Origin of the sequence: Uliginosibacterium sp. sgz301328 (assembly GCF_041807905.1) — a bacterium.
Taxonomy (GTDB): Bacteria; Pseudomonadota; Gammaproteobacteria; order Burkholderiales; family Rhodocyclaceae; genus JBGVSA01.
The window spans coordinates 204,268-224,991 of record NZ_JBGVSA010000001.1; the positions used below are offsets into that span (position 1 = coordinate 204,268).

Consider the following 20,724-nt stretch of genomic DNA (forward strand, 5'->3'; position numbering starts at 1 on the left):
GTACTCAGTCCTGCGGGTGCTCTTTCACGCGACTGACCAGTTGTGTCGGATTGACGAACTGCAACGCCAGCAGCAGGAAGATCAACGTCAGCACCATGTAGACCATGGCCATGGCATCCACCGATTGCGGTGCCCGCACCCCAGCGGCAAAGACCGCGTAGTACAGCGCCACCACCAGCGTCTGTGAATCCGGCCCCGCCGTCAGGAACGTCAACTCGAACATGGCGATGGCACGCACGAGCACCAGCAGCGACGCGGCCAGAATGCCCGGCCCGAGCAACGGCACCAGGATATGCCAGAACATCCGCCCCGTCGTCGCGCCAAAAACGCGCGCGGCCGATTCGAGGTTCTCGTCGATCTGCTCGATGAACGGTGTCATGACCAGAATGACAAAAGGCAATGACGGAATCATGTTCGCCAGGATCACGCCTGTGAGCGTTCCGGCCAGGTTGACCTTGTACATGACGGTGGCCAGCGGAATGCCGTAGGTGATCGGCGGCACCATCAGCGGCAGCAGGAATAGCAGCATCAGCGCCTTCTTGCCGACGAACTGCCTTCGTGCCAGCACGTAGGCCGCCGGCACGCCGACGAGGATGGACAGCACGACGATCGCCAGCACGACCTGCCCCGTGACGATCAGTACCGGACCAAGCTGGAACTCGTTCCACGCCGAGGCATACCAGTGCAGGGTGAAGCCCTGCGGCAACCAGCCGCCGAACCACCGCTCGCCAAATGAGTTGACCGCCACCGCCGCGATGATCAGCAGCACGTTGAGAACGAAAAACACCATCAAGAGCTGGATGAAGAGATTCCACAGTTTTGATGGCAAACGCGATTGAGTGATGCTCATGCGCCCTTCCCTCCAGTCATCGGGCCACTGTAGAAGAAGCCGCGCAGCGCCAGCACGATAGCCACCACGATCAACTGGACGAAGCCCATGATCATGGCGATGGCCGAGGCCAGTGAGTAGTCGTACTGCTCGAAGGCGGCCTCATACGCTGCGATGGAGATGACGCGCGTCGGCCCCGCAGGAGAGCCGAGCAGGACGGCGGACGGGAACACCGAAAACGCCTGCACGAACGCCAGGCAGAATGCCATCGCCAGCCCCGGCATCAGCAGGGGAAGATAGATGCGCCGGAACTGTTCCCACGGCGACGCGCCCAGCGACGCGGCCGCACGTGCCAGCACCGGATCGATGCCGGTGATGTACGACAGGATCAGCAGGAACACGAACGGGAAACCCGATATCACCAGCGAGATCATCACACCGGCGACGTTGTGCGTCAGGCGGATGGGGCCCTCATACAGATGCAGCAACTGCAGCGCCTGCGACAGCCATCCGCGCGGGCCGAAGTACGTCAGCATGCCCTGCGCGATGAGCACGGTACCCAGCGCCACGGGCACCACCAGAATAGTGGTGATCCACTTCTGGTAACGCGACTTCTTGCGCATCAGGAAGGCGATCGGCAGCGCCAGCACGACGTTCAGGATGGTCGTCGGCAAGGCGAGTTTCATGGTCGTGCCGATGGTCGGCCACAGATTGTCGGCGGTGAAGAACTTGACGTAGTTGGCCAGCCATCCGCCATCGGTCGGCTTGAACGACAGGACCAGCCCGTAGACGAACGGATAGACGAACACCGCGAGCATGAAGATCGCGGCAGGCGCCAGCAGTAACAGCGTACGGTCGAATTTCTGGACCGACATGGAAGCAACGCGTGACATGGCGGCCCCCTTCAGCGCGGATAGACCAGCACGCGATGCGAAGGGATCGACAGGCGCACGGGGTCGCCTACCTTCAAGCCCGTCACGGTACGCAGATGCAGTGGTTGGCCGGACGCCGTCATCACGTCTACCTGCGAATGATGGCCGCAGTACTCGACGTTCTCGACCGTGGCCTCGAAGCTGTTTTCGCCGGCGTCGCCGCCCAGTACGAAGTCCTCGGGCCGCATGGCGACGTAGGCATGCTTGCCCGTCATCGTCTGCTGGGGAACCCCCGTGAGCGTCAATCCGCCTTTGCGCAAGCGTACGCGGTTGTCGGAGAGGGCTTCGATGATATCGGCTTCCAGCACATTGCGGTAGCCCATGAAGCGCGCGACTTCGAGATTGGCCGGTTGTGTGTAGACCTCGTGCGGAGGCGCGATTTGTTGCGTCACCCCGTCCTTGAGCACGACGATTCGGTCGGCCAGCGACAGCGCCTCGTCCTGGTCGTGCGTCACGTAGATGGTGGAACGGCCCAGCTCCTGGTGGATGCGGCGGATCTCCGAGCGCATTTCGAGACGCAGCTTGGCGTCGAGATTCGATAGCGGCTCGTCCATCAGGATGAGCGGCGGTTCAATGACGATGGCTCGCGCGATCGCCACCCGCTGCTGCTGGCCGCCGGAGAGTTGCCCCGGAAGCTTGTGTTCCTGCCCGACGAGTTGAACGAGTTCCAGCGCCCTCTTCACGCGCTGCGCAATTTCGGGCTTGGGCACGCGTCGCATGAGCAGGCCGAAGCCGACGTTATCGCGCACTGTCATGTGCGGGAACAGCGCGTAGCTCTGGAATACCATCCCAAAGCCGCGCCGTTCGGGCGGCAGGGTATCGATGCGAGCATCATCGACGTAGATGCTGCCGCCTGTCAGCGGGAAGAGCCCCGCCACGCAGTTGAGGGCGGTCGACTTGCCGCAACCCGATGGTCCAAGAAAAGCGATGAATTCACCGCGCTTGATGTTGACGGTCAGCCCGTCCAGGGCAGCGAAACTGGCGCCGGCGTTATCGAAACGCCGCGTCACCCCACGCAGGTGCAGTTCGCTGAAATTCTGATGACTCATTGGCAACCCCTGTTGCACGCATCGCCAGGCGATGCGACGAAACCTTCGACAAAACGACCCGCCGCACGGGCGCACGAATGCCCCCGTGTAGGCAGAGTCGGGTCAGCGAGCAAATGTCAGCGCGTCTTGCGTGCGCCGATGTCTTCGTCCCACTTGCGGAAAGCCGCAACGAGCGCCTTGGCGTCGAGCTGCTGTGCCTGTGGGTACTTGCTCATGATTTCGTCATACTCGGGTCGGCCAAATTCCTTCATCACATCCTGGCTTGCCTTCGGCGCCATCGACAGCGGCACGTTCTTGATCGCCGGGCCGGGGTAGAAGTAGCCCTTGTCCCATGTGAGCGCCTGCGCTTCGGGGCGCATCATGTAGCGCATGAGGTCGATGACTGCGGCGAGCTTATCGCCCGTCACACCCTTCGGAACCATCATGTACTGCGAGTCGTTCACGAAGGTCATGCCCTTGAAGATGTTGATCTTGAACTCCTTCGGCACGATGCCCAGGGCGCGCGGATTGATGTCCCAGCCAGTGGTGGTGACAGTGATGTCGCGCGAGCCTTCGCCCACCTCCTTGAACACCGCGCCGGTGCCCGAGGGGTAGTACTCGATGCAGGAATCAAGATCCTTCAGGTAGGCCCAGGTCTTGTCCCAGCCCTTGACGGGGTCCTTCGGGTCCTTGTCGCCGAGCATGTACGGCAGACCCATGATGAATGCGCGCCCCGGCCCCGAATTGGCGGGCCGGGCGTAGATGAATTTGTTGGGATTGGCCTTGCACCAGGCGAGCAATTCCTGCGGCGTACTCGGCACGGTTTTCACGGTCGCCGGGTTGTATTCGAGGAACGGGCCGTTGTACATGAATCCGACCGCCAGCGCCTGGTTCTGCGCCAGTTCCTGCATCTTGGCCGCCGCCGGCAAGTAACTGTCAAGTACGCCGGGAAAGTCCTTCGCATAGGTGGGGAAGATCGGAATCCACAGATTCTGATCGATGCCCGAGGACAGAATATCCACGCCCCCTACCACCAGATCGATGTCCGAACGGTTGGCAGCCTGCATCGCCTTGAGCTTGCCCGGCAACTCGGGCGAAGGCGCCTTCGTGAAGGTGATGCGCGAGACCACCTTGGGGTTGTTGTCCCGGTACTTCTCCATGCCTTCCTGCAGGAAGGCGAGCGCACCGCCGACGTCGACCACGTTGATGACGACGGGCTTGGACGGCGGCGGCGTCTGGGCGTGTGCCACCGAACCCACCAACGATACTGCCGAACCCGCTGCCACGAGACTCGCCACCACGAGCTGACGTGCCAGGCTGTTTAGTTTGAACATGGACCCTTCTCCTATCCTCTGTCAGAAATAACCGGCGGCGCGTATCAGGAGCCAGTCACACCGCCGATCAATTGCTCGATCCGCAAGGCTGCGTCGTGAGCGGGCGGGGCAAGCTCGTCCACGCATTCTTCTATTTGTTCCGACTTGCCGGTTCGAAAGCTGCGGACCCGACATTGCATCAAGTGGCGAACGTCGAAATCTCAGCTAACATGTATGGTAGTAGGTGAGTCAGTTTGTTACAACGACGGCGAAATAAGGGTTTTCACCCATTTCCGCGAGAGCACTGACGGCTTCGCAAGGTTTTTTCAGGAGACATTAAATTGAAGATCATCGATGCCAAAGTCATCGTCTGCAGCCCCGGCCGCAACTTCGTCACCCTCAAGATCGTCACCGATGACGGCCTGGTCGGCTGGGGCGACGCCACGCTCAACGGCCGCGAACTATCAGTGGCTTCGTACCTGAAGGACCACGTGGCCCCCTGCCTCATCGGCCGCGATCCGCATCAGATCGAAGACATCTGGCAGTACCTCTACAAAGGGGCGTACTGGCGCCGCGGGCCGGTGACGATGACGGCCATCGCCGCGGTCGACATGGCGCTGTGGGACATCAAGGCGAAAGTGGCAAACCTGCCGCTGTACCAACTGCTTGGCGGCAAGAGCCGCGCCGGCTGCCTGGTGTATGGCCACGCCAACGGGGCCAGCATCGACGACACCATCGAGGCGGTGGAGCGCCACCTGGAGGAAGGCTTCAAGGCCATCCGCGTGCAGACCGGCGTACCGGGTCTGGCCAAGGTTTATGGCGTAGGCCAGCCGAACGGGTTCTACGAACCCGCGACCAAGGGATTGCCGCAGGAATCCATCTGGTCGACCGACAAGTACATCCAGCACATGCCCAAGCTGTTCGAGGCACTGCGCGATCGCTTCGGGCCGGACCTGCCGCTGCTGCATGACGTACACCATCGCCTGACGCCGATCGAGGCCGCGCGTCTGGGCAAGATGCTCGAGCCGTATCACCTCTTCTGGATGGAAGACGCCACGCCGGCAGAAAATCAGGACGCCTTCCGCCTGATCCGCCAGCACACAACGACGCCGCTGGCGGTCGGCGAAGTGTTCAATTGCATCTGGGACTGCAAGACGCTGATCGAAAATCAGCTCATCGACTACATCCGCACCAGCGTCACGCATACCGGTGGCATCAGCCACATGCGCAAGATCGCGGCATTGGCGGAGCTGTATCAGGTGCGTACTGGCAGCCATGGGCCGACCGACGTGTCGCCGATCTGCATGGGCGCGGCGTTGCACTTCGACATTTCGATCCCGAACTTCGGCATCCAGGAATACATGGCTCACGAACCGCTCGTGAACGAGGTGTTCCCAAACAGTTACCGCTTCGAGAACGGCTACATGGTGCCCGGCGACGAGCCCGGACATGGCGTGACAATGGACGAAGCACTGGCCGCGCGCTATCCGTACGATCCGGCTTACCTGCCGATCGCGCGCCTTGAAGACGGCACACTGTGGAACTGGTAGGCGCGCCACGGTAACGCGACGCAAAGAAAAGGCCCGCGGCATTGAGAATGCCGCGGGCCTTTTTTCCGTAGGGTTGGCGCGTTACTCAGCCAACGGCGCGGATGACGGCTCGAAGATGTCCGGGTGATTCTGCGCGATCTCGGGCAAGGACTTGAGGATTTCACGCAGGTGCGTGCGCATGGCGGCAGCCGCGGCCAGCGCATCGCCCGCTTCGATGGCGTCGACGATCCGTGTGTGCTGCTCGACGATGATCGACATCGGCGTGGCGTCCTCGATACTCAGGTAACGCACACGATCCATCTGCGCCTTTACGTTTTCGACCACGCGCCACGCGTGGTCGCGTCGCACCGCACCAGCAAGCAGCTTGTGGAACGATTCGTCGAGCGCAAGAAAGCGTTCGTTGTCTCCGCCAACCGCACGCTGCTGTTCGAGCAGATCGCGCAATTGCGCCACAAGCGCTGGCGTGGCGCTCAGAGCAACTTCCTGCACAATGGCGACCTCGATGACTTCGCGGACGAAACGCGCGTCCATCACGTCATCGATCGAGATCTTCACCACGAACGTGCCACGCTGGGGCAGCACTTCAACCAGGCGCTCTTCTGCAAGCTTGATGAACGCCTCGCGGACAGGCTGGCGGCTCACCGCGTAGCGCTTGCTGACTTCGGTTTCTGACAGCGCCTGTCCCGGCTTGAGATCGGCGCGGATGATTGCGTCGCGCAGGTGTCGATGCAGTTGTGCACCGATCGATACCGGTTCGCGGTAACGAAACTCATCTGCCTGTACTACGGTCGCCATTACTTTGTCCAAATCGAATCGAGAGTGTCGAACACTCAATATACACTACCATACAAGATAAACCAGCCGCACAGCGAGGCGTGGAACGCCTGCCCTCCGTACTGCCTGTCTTCTCACAAAAGTCAGCATTGTGCCCGGCAAGCCCCCAGAAACGCCCCAGTCTTCATCAAATTCCCACGATCGCGACGCAAGCGCGACGGCATCGCTGCACCTATTCTGGAACGAGCACGTGGCGTTGCAGGCACGACAGACTTGTCCGGCGCAACGGCCTTCTGCCCGTTGCCTTCAACGGGCGTCAGTCCTTCGCGAGGAGCAGCGAACATGAAGATGACTTTCCGCTGGTACGGTCAGTCCGACCCCGTCAAGCTGGAGTACATCCGGCAGATTCCGGGCATCTACGGCATCGTCTCTGCTGTCTACGATGTTCCCGTCGGTGAGGTCTGGCCTGTTGAGAAGATCGAGGCGCTGCGCGATCGCATCGAGGCCGCAGGTTTGAAGTTCGAGGTCGTGGAAAGCGTGCCGGTGCACGAGGACATCAAGCTCGGCAAGCCCACGCGCGATCGACTGATCGACAATTTCTGCCAGAACATCCGCAACTGCGCCGCCGTCGGCGTGAAGGTGATCTGCTACAACTTCATGCCGGTGTTCGACTGGACGCGCACCGAAATGGCCAAACAACTGCCCGACGGGTCCTACACGCTGGCCTTTGATGCCGACGCGGTCGCGCAGATCGATCCGGAGAAGGGCATTTCTCTCCCCGGCTGGGATGCCAGCTACAAGCCGGAAGACCTGCGCCGCGTACTCGATGAGTACAAGAACGTGAGTGAGGACAAGTTGTGGGAGAACCTGGAGTATTTCCTCAAGCGCATCATTCCTGTTGCCGAGGAAGTCGGCGTGCGCATGGCCATGCATCCCGACGATCCGCCCCGCCCCATCTTCGGCCTGCCACGTATCGTCAAGAACCGCGATGACCTCATGCGTCTGGTCAAGACAATCGATACGCCCGCCAACGGCATCACCTTGTGCTCGGGCTCGCTGGGCGCCGACCTGTGCAACAACGTTGAATCGCTGGTGCGCGAATTTGGCGGCATGGGCCGCATTCCCTTCGGTCACCTGCGCAATGTGGCGGTCGAAGAAGACGGTACGTTCTATGAGTCGTCCCATCTGTCCTGCGAAGGCTCTCTCGACATGGCGCGCATCCTGCGCGCGTATCATGACGTCGGTTTCGACGGATACGTGCGCCCGGACCACGGGCGAATGATCTGGGGCGAAACGGGCAAGCCCGGCTATGGACTGTACGACCGAGCCCTGGGCGCCGTTTATCTAAACGGGTTGTGGGAAGCGATCGACAAGTTCGTCCCACCACCCAAGGACAACAAGGCGAAGCATGACGGAATTACCGTTTCAGGTTGATCTGAAAGACAAGGTGGTGGTTGTGACGGGTGGCGCTGGCGTACTGGGCGCGGCCATGTGCCGGGCGCTCGCTGCATGCGGCGCAAAGGTGGTCGTCCTGGGCCGCGACCTGGCGAAGGCAGAAGCGCTGGCTCAGGAAATCGAACACGCGGGCGGGCGCGCCATGGGCATTTCGGCCAATGTGCTGGACCGGCCATCGCTGGAAACGGCCGCCGACCACATCAAGGCGACTTTCGGACCGTGCGACATCCTCATCAACGGGGCTGGCGGCAACAATCCGAAAGGCGTCACCGGTCAGCGTTACTTTGATCCGCTCACAGCCGGACCGGAGAACACGAGCTTCCTGGAACTCGATATCGCGGGGTTCCAGGCGGTATTCGATCTGAACTTCATGGGCAGCCTTTTGCCAAGCCAGGTCTTCGGCAAGCACATGGTCAGCCGGCAAGGTTGTTCGATCATCAATATTGCATCGATGGCCTCGTACCGACCGCTGACCCAGGTGGCCGCCTACAGCAGCGCCAAGGCAGCGATTGCCAACTTCACGCAATGGCTGGCGACGCACTTCGCACGCCATGGCATCCGCGTCAACGCCGTCGCGCCGGGCTTTTTCATCACCGAGCAAAACCGCAAGATGATGGTCAACGAGGACGGCAGCTACACCGAGCGCGCGCAGCGCGTGATCGCCCAGACGCCGATGGCGCGCTTCGGGACGGCCGACGAATTGCTCGGCGCCCTGCTCTGGCTGGCATGCTCCAAGGCGTCCAGCTTCGTCACCGGAAGCATTATTCCGGTAGATGGCGGCTACTCTTCCTATAGCGGAGTTTGAATATTCAACAACCGAATCGGAATGCGACCAGTCACAATTGATCTGAGGCTGTAAGGCAGCTTCGGGCTGGGATACAATTTTTGGTCTGACATTTTCACGCGAGCATTCCGACTCGCCATCAGGAGACCCACCACATGGCCAAGGCATTCATGGACGACAATTTCCTCCTCGAGTCGCCCACCGCGCAGAAGCTGTACCACGAATACGCGGCACCGCAGCCGATCATCGACTACCACTGCCACCTGCCGCCGGTCGAAATCGCTGAGAACAAATCGTTCCGCAACATCACCGAGATCTGGCTCGGTGGTGACCACTACAAGTGGCGCTTCATGCGTTCTTCGGGCGTGACCGAGGACTTCATCACGGGCAACCAGCCGGACCAGGCCAAGTTCCGCAAGTTCTGCGAAGTGCTTCCGATGGGCGTGGGCAACCCCCTCTATCACTGGAGCCACCTCGAACTGCAACGCTACTTCGGCACCCGCACGCTGGTTTCCGCCGCCACCGCCGATGAACTGTGGGAGACCTGCAATGCCCAGATCGCCAAGCCTGAACTTTCGGCTCGCGGTCTGATGGTCCGCTCCAACGTCCGTGTGGTGTGCACCACGGACGACCCGGTCGATGACCTCGCCTATCACAAGGCCATCGTGGCCGACAGCGACTTCAAGGTCAAGGTGCTGCCGACGTTCCGCCCGGACAAATCGTTCAACATCGATCGCGTCGGGTTCCAGGACTACATCCGTCGCCTGGCCGCTGTATCGGGCGTGGCGATCAACAGCTTCCCCGACCTGCTCAAGGCGCTGGATGCCCGCCTGGATTACTTCGCCGCCCACGGCTGCAAGCTTTCCGACCACGCCATCGACATCGCCTTCTTCTCGCAGGCATCGGAAGGCGAACTGACCGCCACACTGGCGCAAGCCATGAGCAACGAGCCGGTTTCGAAAGAACAGGCCGACCAGTTCAAGACAGCCATCATGCTGCACCTGGGCCGTGAATACGCCCGCCGCGGCTGGGCGATGCAACTGCACATCGGTGCGCAACGCAACAACAACACGCGCATGTTCAAGCAGCTCGGCCCGGACACCGGCTGGGATTCGATCGCCGACGACCTGATCTCGGCCAAGATCGCCCGCTTCCTCGACACGCTGGACGGTGACGATCTGCTGCCGAAGACGATCCTCTACTGCCTGAACCCGATCCACAATGAAGTGCTGGCCACCATGATCGGCAACTACCAGGACGGCAAGGTCGTAGGCAAGATGCAGTTCGGCTCCGGCTGGTGGTTCAACGACCAGAAGGACGGCATGATCCGCCAGATCACGGCACTGTCGCAGTTGGGCAACCTGGGCGCGTTTGTCGGCATGCTGACGGACTCGCGCAGTTTCCTGTCCTATACCCGTCATGAGTACTTCCGCCGCATCCTGTGCAACATGATCGGCGGCTGGGTCGAGAACGGCGAATACCCGCAGGACTGGGCGCAGTTGAAGAAGGTTGTCGAAGGCATCTGCTATGGCAATGCCGAGCGTTACTTCGACATCGTCTGAGCCACCTGCTCAACCAGACAAGACGGCGCCTTCGGGCGCCGTTTTTCGTTGGGTTGCGCACCACAACATGGCGTGTCCGGCATTCTCCTGCGGCAGGAAAATTTCGCGCCAACCCCCTTAGGCCTTACAATCGGCGTTTTCCGTGCGCCTCGCCAATCAGCGCACCGGCAAGTTTTTCTCACCGATCGCTTCGATCACTACTGGCCCGCCGCGTCGATTGGTGTCGCTCCGAGCGGCAGGCTGCCGCTGGAGTTTCACTGCATGACATCCGAGGTTCTCTTTGCCGGTCTTGGACTGGCCGAACCCCTATTGCGCGCTGTTTCAGACGCTGGTTATACCCACCCCACCCCGATTCAAGCCCAGGCCATTCCGCTCGTACTCTCCGGAGGTGACTTGCTGGCCACTGCGCAGACGGGCACCGGCAAGACCGCCGGCTTCACGCTGCCGGTCCTGCACCGCCTGAACACCACGCAGCCCGCGCGCCAGCCCGCTGCCGGGCGTCCTCGCTGCCTGATTCTCACACCCACGCGCGAACTCGCGGCACAGGTCGAGGAGTCCGTCCGCACCTATGGCAAACACGTACCGCTGACGTCGCTCGTCATGTTTGGCGGCGTGAACATCAATCCGCAGATTGCTGCACTACGCCGCCGCGTCGACATTCTCGTGGCCACGCCCGGTCGCCTGCTCGATCACGTCGGCCAGAAAACCCTCGATCTGTCGGGTATCGAAATCCTCGTGCTCGATGAAGCCGATCGCATGCTCGACATGGGCTTCATCCGCGACATTCGCAAGATTCTTGCGCTCTTGCCCGCCAAGCGTCAGAACCTGCTGTTCTCTGCCACGTTCTCGGATGAGATTCGCGAACTGGCCGATGGCCTGCTCGACAACCCCGGCCGCGTTGACGTCGCGCGCCGCAACACGGCATCCGAATTGGTGCAGCAATCGGTCCACCTGATCGGGCAAAAGCAGAAGCGTGAACTGCTCGCGCACCTGGTGAAGAAACACGACTGGCGTCAGGTGCTGGTATTCACGCGCACCAAGCATGGCGCCAATCGTCTGGCCGAATATCTTGGCAAGCAAGGCATTCCGTCTGCCGCGATTCACGGCAACAAGAGCCAGAACGCGCGCATCCGCGCATTGACCGACTTCAAGGAAGGTACGCTGCCCGTACTGGTGGCGACCGACATCGCCGCACGCGGATTGGATATCGACCAGTTGCCCCAGGTGGTCAACTTCGAACTGCCGAATGTGCCGGAAGACTACGTCCACCGCATTGGCCGTACAGGTCGTGCTGGCAGCGCCGGCGCGGCGGTGTCGCTGGTCGACGGCGAGGAGTTGAAGCTGCTGGGCGCCATCGAGCGCCTGATCAAGCGCCCCATCGAGCGGGTCACGATCGATGACTTCGTCCCTGCGCCCATCAGCGACTCGGCGCCCCCGGCTCCGGCACATCGGCAGCAACCGCCACGCGGCAATCGCGGCCCCCGTCCAGGACAGGGCGCGTTGCAAGAGCGCAATCGCGGGCAGGCGCGCAACGGCGCCCGTCCTGCGCAGCGCGGCAATGGTCGTGCGGCGCCGCAACACAAAAAGAACGGCTGATTTTCCCCTCCCCTCGATGGTGACTTGCGCCATGCCATTCGAATCGAATGGGTTTGCTCAAGCGCCATCGGCCACAAGGGATTTCTCCTCGAGACAGGCCAGAAAACTCCACCTATACTGGTGAAGCGTTCTGTTACCACACCCCATGACAACAGCATTTTGCACTGCACCAGAAGCGCTTTCTATGGGAAGATAAAGCTACGTAATACATTGATTTCATTAGGATGTTTCTGGCGACTTTGCTTTAAATCAAACATTAGACACTCTCGAAGCGCATACTTCTTTCAACAGCGCGAGGGTGGGCCCACAAGGTCCTGACGCGCAGGCCCCTACCGGGGGTATCGATTTCAAATGCCACTAGGAGGCAATCATGTCTGAACGTGACCAAAGCTCCCCCACCGCCGCCGCTGATGCATGGCGTGGCTTTAAGGGCTCTGCGTGGAAGAACGCCATCGACGTCCGTGACTTCATTCTGAATAACGTGACGCCGTACGAAGGCGACGACAGTTTCCTGGCCCCTGCGACCCCGCGTACCACCGCGATCTGGAACAAACTGTCCGGTCTGTTTGAAGAAGAACGCAAGCGTGGCGTCCTCGACGTTTCGCAAATCCCCTCCTCGATCACCGCGCACGACGCCGGCTACATCGACAAAGACAATGAAGTCATCGTCGGTCTGCAGACCGATGCTCCGCTGAAGCGCGCGATTTTCCCGAATGGCGGCTGGCGCATGGTTGAAACCAGCCTGAAGGCATTCAACTTCCCGGTTGACCCCAAGAACCGCGAGATCTTCACCAAGTACCGCAAGACCCACAACGACGGCGTGTTCGATGCCTACCCGGCAGACGTGCGCAAGGCGCGCAGCTCGCACATCGTGACGGGCCTGCCCGATGCTTATGGTCGTGGCCGCATCATCGGCGACTATCGTCGCGTGGCTCTGTATGGCGTCGATGCGCTGATCAAGTTCAAGAAGGCTGAAAAGGCTTCCATCGATGGCGCTCACTCGACCGACGAGATCATCCGCGACCGTGAGGAACTGTCGGAACAAGTCAAGGCCCTGAGCGAGCTGAAGGAAATGGCCGCCAAGTACGGCTTCGACATTTCCCGTCCGGCTGCAACCGCCAAGGAAGCCGTGCAATGGCTGTACTTCGGCTACCTGGGTGCCGTGAAGGAACAGAACGGCGCCGCCATGTCGCTGGGCCGCACCTCGACTTTCCTGGACGCCTACTTCGAGCGCGATCTGGCCGAAGGCACGCTGACCGAATCGCAAGCCCAGGAAATCATCGACGACTTCGTCATCAAGCTGCGCATCGTCCGCTTCCTGCGCACACCGGAATACGACGCGCTGTTCTCGGGCGACCCGACCTGGGTGACCGAATCGATCGGCGGCGTGGCGGCTGACGGCCGTCCGCTGGTGACCAAGAACAGTTTCCGTTACCTGCAGACCCTGTACAACCTGGGGCCGGCACCGGAACCCAACATGACGGTGTTCTGGACGCCGAAGCTGCCGGAAGGCTTCAAGAAGTTCTGCGCCAAGGTTTCCATCGACACCAGCGCCGTCCAGTATGAGTCCGACGAACTGATGCGACCGGCCTGGGGTGACGACACCGCCATCGCCTGCTGCGTATCGGCCATGCGTGTCGGCAAGCAGATGCAGCTCTTCGGCGCTCGCGTCAACCTGGCCAAGTGCATGCTGTACGCCATCAACGGCGGCCGCGACGAAGTATCCGGCGACCAGGTCATGGACGCGTTCGACGCAGTCAAGGGTGAATACCTCGACTTCGACGACGTGATGGCCAAGTTCGACCACGCCATGGAATGGCTGGCCCGCACTTACGTGAATGCAATGAATGTCATTCACTACATGCACGACAAGTACGCCTATGAGCGTATCGAAATGGCGCTGCACGACTACAACCCGCTGCGCACGATGGCCTTCGGTATTGCTGGTCTGTCGGTGGTCGCTGACTCGCTGTCCGCGATCAAGTACGGCAAGGTCAAGGTCGTTCGCGACGACTCCGGGCTGATCACTGACTACGTGACGGAAGGCGACTTCCCGAAGTTCGGCAACAACGACGACCGCGTCGACCAGTTCGCTGTCTGGCTGACCGAAACGTTCATGAACAAACTGCGCAAGCACAAGACCTACCGCGACGCGCTGCACACCCAGTCGGTACTGACCATCACGTCGAACGTGGTGTACGGCAAGGCCACCGGCAACACGCCGGACGGTCGCCGCGCTGGCGAACCGTTTGCTCCGGGTGCAAACCCGATGCACGGCCGCGACAAGCTGGGCTTCGTGGCCTCGGCCATGTCGGTCGCCAAGATTCCGTACGAGCACTGCCAGGACGGTATCTCGCTGACTTCCAGCATCGTGCCGAGCGGCATGGGTTCGAACGTGAATGACCAGACCACCAACCTGGCCCGTTCGCTGGACGGCTTCTTCGGTACCACCGGTTTCCACGTCAATGTCAACGTGCTCAATCGTGACACGCTGGTCGACGCCATGGATCACCCGGAGAAGTACCCGCAGCTGACCATCCGCGTGTCCGGCTACGCGGTCAACTTCATCAAGCTGACCCGCGAACAGCAGCTCGACGTCATCAACCGGACGTTCCACGGCGAACTCTGATTGACGGCTCTGCTGTCTAAGTAAGAGCATCCCGGTCAGGGCACCGCCCTGACCGGGATTTTTCTTTCTGGCAACCAGGTCATATAACCATGACGACACCACAAACTGCCAAGCGCCGCCTCCAGGGCAGCCGCTTTGAACTCCGTACAGAGAGCAACGACGAGATCAACGACAACCAGGCCGAAGAGATCGGCCACGAAGGTCGTTGGGGATTCCTGCATTCAGAAGAAACCGGCTCCGCCGTCGATGGCCCCGGCGTCCGCGTCGTGTTCTGGACGACAGGCTGCGAATTCCGCTGCCAGTACTGTCACAACCCGGACACCTGGAAGCTCAAGCACGGCCGCCTCGTCGCAGCCGACGACATCCTCGAAGAGCTGGGCAAGTACAAGGACTACCTGCGCCTTTCGGGCGGCGGCGTGACGGTATCCGGCGGCGAGCCGCTGGTGCAGGACCGTTTCGTGATGAACATCCTGCGTGGCGCGCGCGCGATGGGCATCCACACGGCGCTCGACACCAATGGCTTCCTGGGCAACAAGCTATCGGACGAAGAACTCGACCAGATTGATCTGTTCCTCCTCGACATCAAGAGTTGGGACCCGGAGACGCACATCCGCGCCACCGCCAAACCAGTCGAACCCGTGCTGGCTTTTGCGCGGCGACTGGCCGAACGCAAGCGTCCGATGTGGGTTCGCTTCGTGCTGGTGCCAGGCCTGACCGACGCCGACGACAACATCGAAGGCGTGGCGCGCTTTGCCGCATCGCTGGGCAATGTCGAACGCGCCGAGGTCCTGCCTTTCCATCAACTCGGCAAGTTCAAATGGGAACAACTGGGGATGGACTACCAACTGGCTGACACGCCAACGCCGACGCCTGAACAGGTATCGAAAGCGCGAGCGATCTTCCGCAAACACGGCTTGTTCTGTCCGGAATAAGCAGCCAGCAACGCCAAGCCCGGCCGCACAGCCGGGCTCCTGCCTCAGAAGGCCGGTTCAGCGACGTTCTGCGCCACCGGCCTTCGGTGCCGACGACAACTCAGCCGCCAGTTGTTCGGCGTCCGCCGTATCTGCCTCGACATCAACATCCTGCCCGCCCTGCATCAGCGCGTCCGCCGTGCGCGAGTTCATCACCAGGATGCTGATCCGGCGATTGATCGGGTTGAAGGGATCGTTCCGGTCGAGCGGAATGATCGACGACTGCCCTGTCACGCGCACGATCTTGCGTTCGTCCATTCCCCCCGCCACCAGTTCGCGCCGGCAGGCGTTGGCACGGTTGGCGGACAACTCCCAGTTGGAGAACCCTCGCTCGCCGCCCGCGTACTGTGCCGCGTCAGTGTGGCCAGAAACGGCGATCCGGTTGTCCACCTGGTTGAGCACCGCCGAGATAGCCCGCAGGATGACGCGCGCATACGGCTTGAGTTCGGCGCTCGCGCTGTCGAACATCGGCCGGTTCTGCTGATCGACGATCTGGATGCGCAGCCCTTCGCTGGTGATATCCAACAGCAATTGATTCTTGAACTGGCGAAGATCGGGGCTCGCTTCGATGACCGACTCAATGCGCGCCTTCAGATCCTGCAGTTTGGCGCGCTCGACCTTCTCTTCCTGCGGTGAAGGCTTGCTGCTTACCTGCACCTTGGTCAGCGTGCGCGCGTCGCGGTCGTTGCTGCGGGCGACCTCGCCTACCGATTTGGTCAGATCCTTGCCGCCGCCTTCGATCGGCGTCGTCGCGGCCCCCGAGCCCGGGCCGCCTTGCAGAGAAAGCTTAAGCGGATTCTGAAAGTAATCGGCGATGCCTTTGAGGTCACCCTTGGTCGTGGAGCCGAGCAGCCACATGAGCAGAAAGAAAGCCATCATCGCCGTCACGAAGTCGGCGTAAGCGATCTTCCACGCCGCGCCATGATGGGCACCGCCTTTCTTGACGATGCGTTTGACGACAATGGGCCGCTGATCATCCATGGCGGTCACTTGCCCTTGCGATTCTTGATCTCTTCTTCCAGCTCGCGGAAATTCGGCCGGTCATCCGAGGCGAGCACCTTGCGGCCGAACTCCACCGCGACCTGCGGCGCATAGCCGCTCATGCTGGCCAGCAGCACGGCTTTCATGCACTGATAGATCTTCCCGGACGCCTCGCATTTCTGTTCGAGCTGGTTGGCCACCGGTGCGACAAAACCGTACGAAAGCAGAATCCCGAGGAATGTACCGACGAGCGCGCCGCCGATCATCTTGCCCAATACCGCCGGCGGCTCGCCCACCGAGCTCATCACGTTCACAACCCCCATCACCGCCACGACGATACCGAACGCCGGTAAGGCATCCGCGATCTTGGTCACGGCGTGCGCCGGCGCGGCCGCTTCGTGATGATGCGTTTCGAGCTCCACGTCCATGAGGTTTTCGAGTTCGAACGCATTGAGGTTGCCACCGACCATCATGCGCAGATAGTCGGTCAGGAACTCCACCGCATGATGGTCGGCCAGGAATGCCGGGTACTTCGAAAAGATGGGGCTGGACTCGGGGTTCTCGATGTCATTCTCGATGGACATCAAGCCTTCCTTGCGGACCTTGGAAAGCAGCTCGAACAGCATCGCCAGCAGATCCACATACAGCGCCTTGTTGTACGGCGCGCCCTTGAGTACGCCCGGCAGCGCCTTGAACGTGGCCTTGACGATCTTCATCGGGTTGGCGGCGACGAAGCCACCGGTCATCAGGCCGACGATGGCGAGGTATTCAGTGGGCACCCACAGTACGGCCACATTGCCGTGGATCGCGTAGGTGCCGACGGAGGCGGCAAGAATCAATACATAGCCGACAAGCAAGACCATTTAAGTGCCTTTGGGGGACTGCTTTTAGTTGGTTTCCTGTATTGGTAACGGCGCACCCTGTTCGAACTTGAACGGCACGCCGAGGGGATGGCGACGACCGGCTTCCCGGCGCAATATGGCGGACTGCAAATGACGACGCCGGCTGGCGCCGGCGTCATTAGTGCGAGGAGTGCGAATCGGAGAGCGGAGGCTACATTGCGGCAGCGACGGCCTCTTCGCGTGCTGCGGCGCGCTTGCCCTTACCGGCGCGCGCCGGCATGTTGCAGAGTCCACAGACGTAGCCCTTGGTCGGGTCGTACGCGTGGGCGACAAACTGGCCCTGGCAGCAAGTGCAGGTCGCCAGTTGCAGCATCTTGGCGTCGAAGAAACGCACCAGCGTCCAGGCGCGGGTCAGGCTCATCACCTGATCGAGCCCCTGGTTTTCGGTGTGCTCCTTGTAGATGCGGAACGCCTTGAGCGTGGCATCCAGCCCGCTCAAACCGGTATTGCGCTGGATGAACCCGAGGAACGCCATGAACAACGAGGCGTGAACGTTCTGCTGCCACGGCATGAACCAATCGGTCGAAAACGGCAGCATGCCCTTGGGCGGCGATTCACCGCGGATTTCCTTGTACAGCTTGAGCAGGCGTTCGCGCGACAGGCCGGTTTCGGACTCCAGCATCTGCATGCGAGCGCCGAGTTCGATCATTTCCATCGCGCGCTGGGTTTCCTGCGCGTCCTGAATCAGACTCTTCATGCGCATGACGGGCTCCTCAGGCGACCTGCTCGACCGGACGACCCGCAGCCAGGATAGCGGCGTGAATGCGCGAGGCCGCGGAGTCGCGTTCGTGGTTGGCGAGCAGATTGACGAGCAGACCGTCGTCAAAGCGGAAGCGGCACAGCATCATGTCGGAACCTGCCATACGCAGGATCTGGCCCGGGGTCAGCCCTTCGATGATGTCAGCGACATCGGAGCCCACGCCCAGCTTCAGCATGGCGGACTCGCGACTGGTCTTGATCATTTGCTGCGCGAGCATCAGATACGCGAGATTCAGCTCCTTGATCTCGCTTTGAACGTCGGTGGCCTTCATTTCACACTACCTCTTTCGCACGGTCTCTGACGGTTTCGTCAGCAGGTGAGGCGAGTGTGCCGCCCGGGTCAGGCGGTACCAATCAGGCAAAATCGCTAAAAACAGTAGAAACAAAAAGAACATCGGATGTAGGAATTTATCCTACACGCAGCAATGAAACCCGCTACAGAACTGTTACCAGTTCCGTATCAGGAAAATTACTTCAATGAAATCAGCGATCTTCATTGTTATCGGCAGCGCGTCACAGAACTTTAGACTTTCGCGAACTATTTTTTCGAGTCTTCGCCAGCAACAAATTCCAGACCGCCGTTCGTCGTTTTTCTCAAATTCACGAATTATCGGCGTTCCCCGATTCTGTGACTTCCTGCAACTGCACGGAGGCTACACGATTGCGCCCCAGTTGCTTGGCGAGATAAAGGCCCTGATCCGCCCGCTTGATCAGCGCATCGGTATCGACAACACCTGCATTGCGCGCCGCAGCGCCTGCACTGATGGTGATGCGCAAGTGCAACATGCCCGCCACCACTTCGGCGCGCTCCACCGTTGAACGCACCCGCTCGGCGCAGCGCAAGGCGGCTTCGAGCGTCGTATCGGGGCACATCACCAGGAACTCGTCGCCGCCCGTACGAGCCACCACATCATGCGAACGCAGCCCCTGGCGGATGGCCGCCGAGACCTGGCGCAGGACGGAGTCGCCCACGTCGTGACCGTAGGTATCGTTGATCGACTTGAATTGATCGATATCGATCATCAGGCACGCCAGCGGCCTGCCGCTACGCGACGACGCCGACCACTCCTGCGTCAGGCGATCGGTAAAGAACCGCCGATTCGGAAAGCCGGTCAGCGAATCCATCAGCGCCACTTCCTGGAGGCGACGGTTGCTGACAGCCAGTTCGGCGGCAAAGTGGCGGATTTCCTCGCGATCGTGCTCGATCTCCTGGTGGAGCGAGGTCAGGCGGCACGCCGCCTTGAGCCGGGCCTGCAACAGACGTGGATTCACCGGCTTGCCCAGTACCGCGTCGGCCCCGGATTCGTAGGCTTCGATCAACAGGTCTTCACTGACGCTGTCGGTCAGCGCCACCACATAGATCGCCCGGCCGATGCGCGTCTTGCGCAAGGTCTTGACCAGTTCGACGCCGCTGACGTCCTGCAACTGCCAGGCCATGAGCATCATGTCGGGCTGGAAATCCAGCGCCAGTTCGGTCGCCGTATAGCCGTCGCGCGCCTCGGCCACGTCGTATCCGGCGTCGAGCAACGCGCGCCGCGCCGTAGTGCGAATATCGTCGTCGGCCTCGGCCACGAGTACGCGCAGCCGCTGAGTCTGGGCCTGGGCCGGCGCTTGCGGAGCGGCCGTCGGCACGGGATCGGCGGACACGATACGGTCGATACCCGTGTCCGGCTCACGAAGATAGTGCTCGAACGGCGGCAGGCGATCGGCCTGGACGTTGAGCAAAGCGCCCCACTCCAGCCATTCACGCGCGACGTCGTCGCACATCGCGGTCATGACTTCCTCGTCGAAGCCCAGGCGCGACCCTGCGGCCAGCACGCGGTGCAACACAGTTGAGCGGCCGGCGTCATCGACCAGACACGATTGCGCCATCAGTGTTGCCACCGACAACGACTGGATCAGCACGTGGTCGCGCGACCCTTCGGGCGCCGAGCCGGCGGTCCCGCTGGCGCAATGGTAGGCCGCCTCGGTGAATACGCGGGGCAAACCCCAATCCGCCAGCATCGCAGCGCCGAGTTCGGCGTGATTCATGGCGAACTCACGGCTTTCGAGTTCGAGCAGATTCACGGAGGCATCGCCCCGCACCGCCGCCAGCAATTGTGAGTATTCGCGCGGATAGAGCGTCGCCAGAGCCAGCTCCCCAACACGCGACAATAGCCCGAGGCAGTAGGTCTCGTCGGGCGCTGCGGCGCGCGTGCGCTGGCTCAACGCCTGCGCGGCGACTGCCCGCAGCAGGGACGCCGACCAAAAATGTCCATAGTCGAACTCGGAGCACGATCCGCTGCGGTAATTGGTCAGCAGCGAAAAGCCCAGCGCCATCGTACGAACGGCCGGCAGGCCGAGCACCGTCAGCGCGTCCTGGATCGACGCCACCGGGCGACGGTTGTAGCCGATCAAGCCGTTGGCCGCCTTGATGAGCCGACCGACGAATGCCGGATCGGTGCGGATGATGCGCGCCAGCTCAGCCATCGACACGTCGTCGTGCTGCATCACGCGCATGATCGCCAGTGCAACGCCCTTCGGCGATGGCAGATCGCCCGAGGCCTTGAGTTGTTCGAAGCGCGACAGATCAATGGGCGACGACATGGGACCGTGACGACGATTTCGTGTTCTTGTGTTTGTGGTCGGACGACCGTGGGAACACGGCCTTGTGAACCGT

General features: G+C 61.3%; 17 protein-coding genes. 7 read left to right on the top strand and 10 right to left on the bottom strand.

What is annotated here, in order from left to right; translation table 11 throughout:
* Positions 1–4: 4 nt before the first annotated feature.
* From ACDA63_RS00925 to ACDA63_RS00940, 4 genes are all read right to left on the bottom strand, one after another.
* Positions 5–850, bottom strand: coding sequence for an ABC transporter permease (locus ACDA63_RS00925; protein ID WP_373661273.1), 846 nt, complete (start codon positions 848–850; stop codon positions 5–7).
* A complete protein-coding gene (locus ACDA63_RS00930) occupies positions 847–1,722 on the bottom strand; it encodes an ABC transporter permease (protein ID WP_373661274.1) in 876 nt (291 codons plus the stop codon). Before ACDA63_RS00930 ends, ACDA63_RS00925 begins: the two co-directional genes overlap by 4 nt.
* Before the next feature lie 11 nt (positions 1,723–1,733).
* A complete protein-coding gene (locus ACDA63_RS00935) occupies positions 1,734–2,810 on the bottom strand; it encodes an ABC transporter ATP-binding protein (protein WP_373661275.1) in 1,077 nt (358 codons plus the stop codon).
* Positions 2,811–2,926: 116 nt separating this feature from the next.
* Positions 2,927–4,123 carry an extracellular solute-binding protein gene (locus ACDA63_RS00940; protein WP_373661276.1) on the bottom strand — a complete coding sequence of 399 codons (1,197 nt, stop codon included), beginning with the start codon at positions 4,121–4,123 and terminating at the stop codon, positions 2,927–2,929.
* Positions 4,124–4,443: 320 nt separating this feature from the next.
* Between ACDA63_RS00940 and manD the strand changes: the two genes are divergently transcribed.
* Positions 4,444–5,652 (top strand): D-mannonate dehydratase ManD, encoded by a 1,209-nt coding sequence (gene manD / locus ACDA63_RS00945; RefSeq protein ID WP_373661277.1) that lies wholly within the window; start codon positions 4,444–4,446, stop codon positions 5,650–5,652.
* Positions 5,653–5,733: 81 nt separating this feature from the next.
* On the opposite strand, the gene ACDA63_RS00950 is transcribed toward manD, so the two are convergent.
* Positions 5,734–6,447 (bottom strand): GntR family transcriptional regulator, encoded by a 714-nt coding sequence (locus ACDA63_RS00950; RefSeq protein WP_373661278.1) that lies wholly within the window; start codon positions 6,445–6,447, stop codon positions 5,734–5,736.
* Between the two features lie 321 nt (positions 6,448–6,768).
* On the opposite strand from ACDA63_RS00950, the gene uxuA reads away from it, so the two are divergent.
* The 6 genes from uxuA (at position 6,769) to pflA (ending at position 15,384) form a co-directional block, all read left to right on the top strand.
* Positions 6,769–7,860 (top strand): mannonate dehydratase, encoded by a 1,092-nt coding sequence (uxuA, locus tag ACDA63_RS00955; RefSeq protein WP_373661279.1) that lies wholly within the window; start codon positions 6,769–6,771, stop codon positions 7,858–7,860.
* Complete coding sequence (locus ACDA63_RS00960; RefSeq protein WP_373661280.1) at positions 7,835–8,686, top strand: SDR family oxidoreductase; 852 nt, start codon at positions 7,835–7,837, stop codon at positions 8,684–8,686. The genes uxuA and ACDA63_RS00960 overlap by 26 nt, the downstream gene beginning before the upstream one ends.
* 134 nt (positions 8,687–8,820) lie before the next feature.
* The gene (uxaC, locus tag ACDA63_RS00965; RefSeq protein ID WP_373661281.1) at positions 8,821–10,227 is read left to right on the top strand and encodes a glucuronate isomerase; all 1,407 of its coding nucleotides are present in this window, start codon (positions 8,821–8,823) and stop codon (positions 10,225–10,227) included.
* Positions 10,228–10,488: 261 nt separating this feature from the next.
* Positions 10,489–11,823 carry a DEAD/DEAH box helicase gene (locus ACDA63_RS00970; RefSeq protein ID WP_373661282.1) on the top strand — a complete coding sequence of 445 codons (1,335 nt, stop codon included), beginning with the start codon at positions 10,489–10,491 and terminating at the stop codon, positions 11,821–11,823.
* A 370-nt stretch (positions 11,824–12,193) separates the two neighbouring features.
* Positions 12,194–14,452 (top strand): formate C-acetyltransferase, encoded by a 2,259-nt coding sequence (gene pflB, locus ACDA63_RS00975; RefSeq protein ID WP_373661283.1) that lies wholly within the window; start codon positions 12,194–12,196, stop codon positions 14,450–14,452.
* Between the two features lie 89 nt (positions 14,453–14,541).
* Positions 14,542–15,384 carry a pyruvate formate-lyase-activating protein gene (gene pflA, locus ACDA63_RS00980; RefSeq protein ID WP_373661284.1) on the top strand — a complete coding sequence of 281 codons (843 nt, stop codon included), beginning with the start codon at positions 14,542–14,544 and terminating at the stop codon, positions 15,382–15,384.
* 57 nt (positions 15,385–15,441) lie between these two features.
* Here the strand turns inward: pflA and motB are convergent, their stop codons facing one another.
* The 5 genes from motB to ACDA63_RS01005 all read right to left on the bottom strand — a co-directional run bounded on the left by motB (position 15,442) and on the right by ACDA63_RS01005 (position 20,651).
* Entirely contained in the window at positions 15,442–16,404 is a 963-nt protein-coding gene (gene motB, locus ACDA63_RS00985) for a flagellar motor protein MotB (RefSeq protein WP_373661285.1), read from the bottom strand.
* Positions 16,405–16,409: 5 nt separating this feature from the next.
* Positions 16,410–17,267, bottom strand: coding sequence for a flagellar motor stator protein MotA (motA, locus tag ACDA63_RS00990; protein WP_373661286.1), 858 nt, complete (start codon positions 17,265–17,267; stop codon positions 16,410–16,412).
* Between the two features lie 190 nt (positions 17,268–17,457).
* Positions 17,458–18,009 carry a flagellar transcriptional regulator FlhC gene (flhC, locus tag ACDA63_RS00995; RefSeq protein ID WP_373661287.1) on the bottom strand — a complete coding sequence of 184 codons (552 nt, stop codon included), beginning with the start codon at positions 18,007–18,009 and terminating at the stop codon, positions 17,458–17,460.
* Positions 18,010–18,019: 10 nt separating this feature from the next.
* The gene (gene flhD / locus ACDA63_RS01000) at positions 18,020–18,337 is read right to left on the bottom strand and encodes a flagellar transcriptional regulator FlhD (RefSeq protein WP_373661288.1); all 318 of its coding nucleotides are present in this window, start codon (positions 18,335–18,337) and stop codon (positions 18,020–18,022) included.
* A 328-nt stretch (positions 18,338–18,665) separates the two neighbouring features.
* Positions 18,666–20,651: a diguanylate cyclase gene (locus ACDA63_RS01005; RefSeq protein WP_373661289.1), complete on the bottom strand. Its 1,986-nt coding sequence runs from the start codon at positions 20,649–20,651 to the stop codon at positions 18,666–18,668.
* Between the last annotated feature and the right edge of the window lie 73 nt (positions 20,652–20,724).

Bases quoted from the DNA above. Each gene is read 5' to 3' on its own strand.
- ACDA63_RS00925 (WP_373661273.1), bottom strand. From the start codon at position 850: ATGAGCATCACTCAATCGCGTTTGCCATCAAAACTGTGGAATCTCTTC.
- ACDA63_RS00930 (WP_373661274.1), bottom strand. From the start codon at position 1,722: ATGTCACGCGTTGCTTCCATGTCGGTCCAGAAATTCGACCGTACGCTG.
- ACDA63_RS00935 (WP_373661275.1), bottom strand. From the start codon at position 2,810: ATGAGTCATCAGAATTTCAGCGAACTGCACCTGCGTGGGGTGACGCGG.
- ACDA63_RS00940 (WP_373661276.1), bottom strand. From the start codon at position 4,123: ATGTTCAAACTAAACAGCCTGGCACGTCAGCTCGTGGTGGCGAGTCTC.
- ACDA63_RS00950 (WP_373661278.1), bottom strand. From the start codon at position 6,447: ATGGCGACCGTAGTACAGGCAGATGAGTTTCGTTACCGCGAACCGGTA.
- uxuA (WP_373661279.1), top strand. From the start codon at position 6,769: ATGAAGATGACTTTCCGCTGGTACGGTCAGTCCGACCCCGTCAAGCTG.
- ACDA63_RS00960 (WP_373661280.1), top strand. From the start codon at position 7,835: ATGACGGAATTACCGTTTCAGGTTGATCTGAAAGACAAGGTGGTGGTT.
- uxaC (WP_373661281.1), top strand. From the start codon at position 8,821: ATGGCCAAGGCATTCATGGACGACAATTTCCTCCTCGAGTCGCCCACC.
- ACDA63_RS00970 (WP_373661282.1), top strand. From the start codon at position 10,489: ATGACATCCGAGGTTCTCTTTGCCGGTCTTGGACTGGCCGAACCCCTA.
- pflB (WP_373661283.1), top strand. From the start codon at position 12,194: ATGTCTGAACGTGACCAAAGCTCCCCCACCGCCGCCGCTGATGCATGG.
- pflA (WP_373661284.1), top strand. From the start codon at position 14,542: ATGACGACACCACAAACTGCCAAGCGCCGCCTCCAGGGCAGCCGCTTT.
- motB (WP_373661285.1), bottom strand. From the start codon at position 16,404: ATGGATGATCAGCGGCCCATTGTCGTCAAACGCATCGTCAAGAAAGGC.
- motA (WP_373661286.1), bottom strand. From the start codon at position 17,267: ATGGTCTTGCTTGTCGGCTATGTATTGATTCTTGCCGCCTCCGTCGGC.
- flhC (WP_373661287.1), bottom strand. From the start codon at position 18,009: ATGCGCATGAAGAGTCTGATTCAGGACGCGCAGGAAACCCAGCGCGCG.
- flhD (WP_373661288.1), bottom strand. From the start codon at position 18,337: ATGAAGGCCACCGACGTTCAAAGCGAGATCAAGGAGCTGAATCTCGCG.
- ACDA63_RS01005 (WP_373661289.1), bottom strand. From the start codon at position 20,651: ATGTCGTCGCCCATTGATCTGTCGCGCTTCGAACAACTCAAGGCCTCG.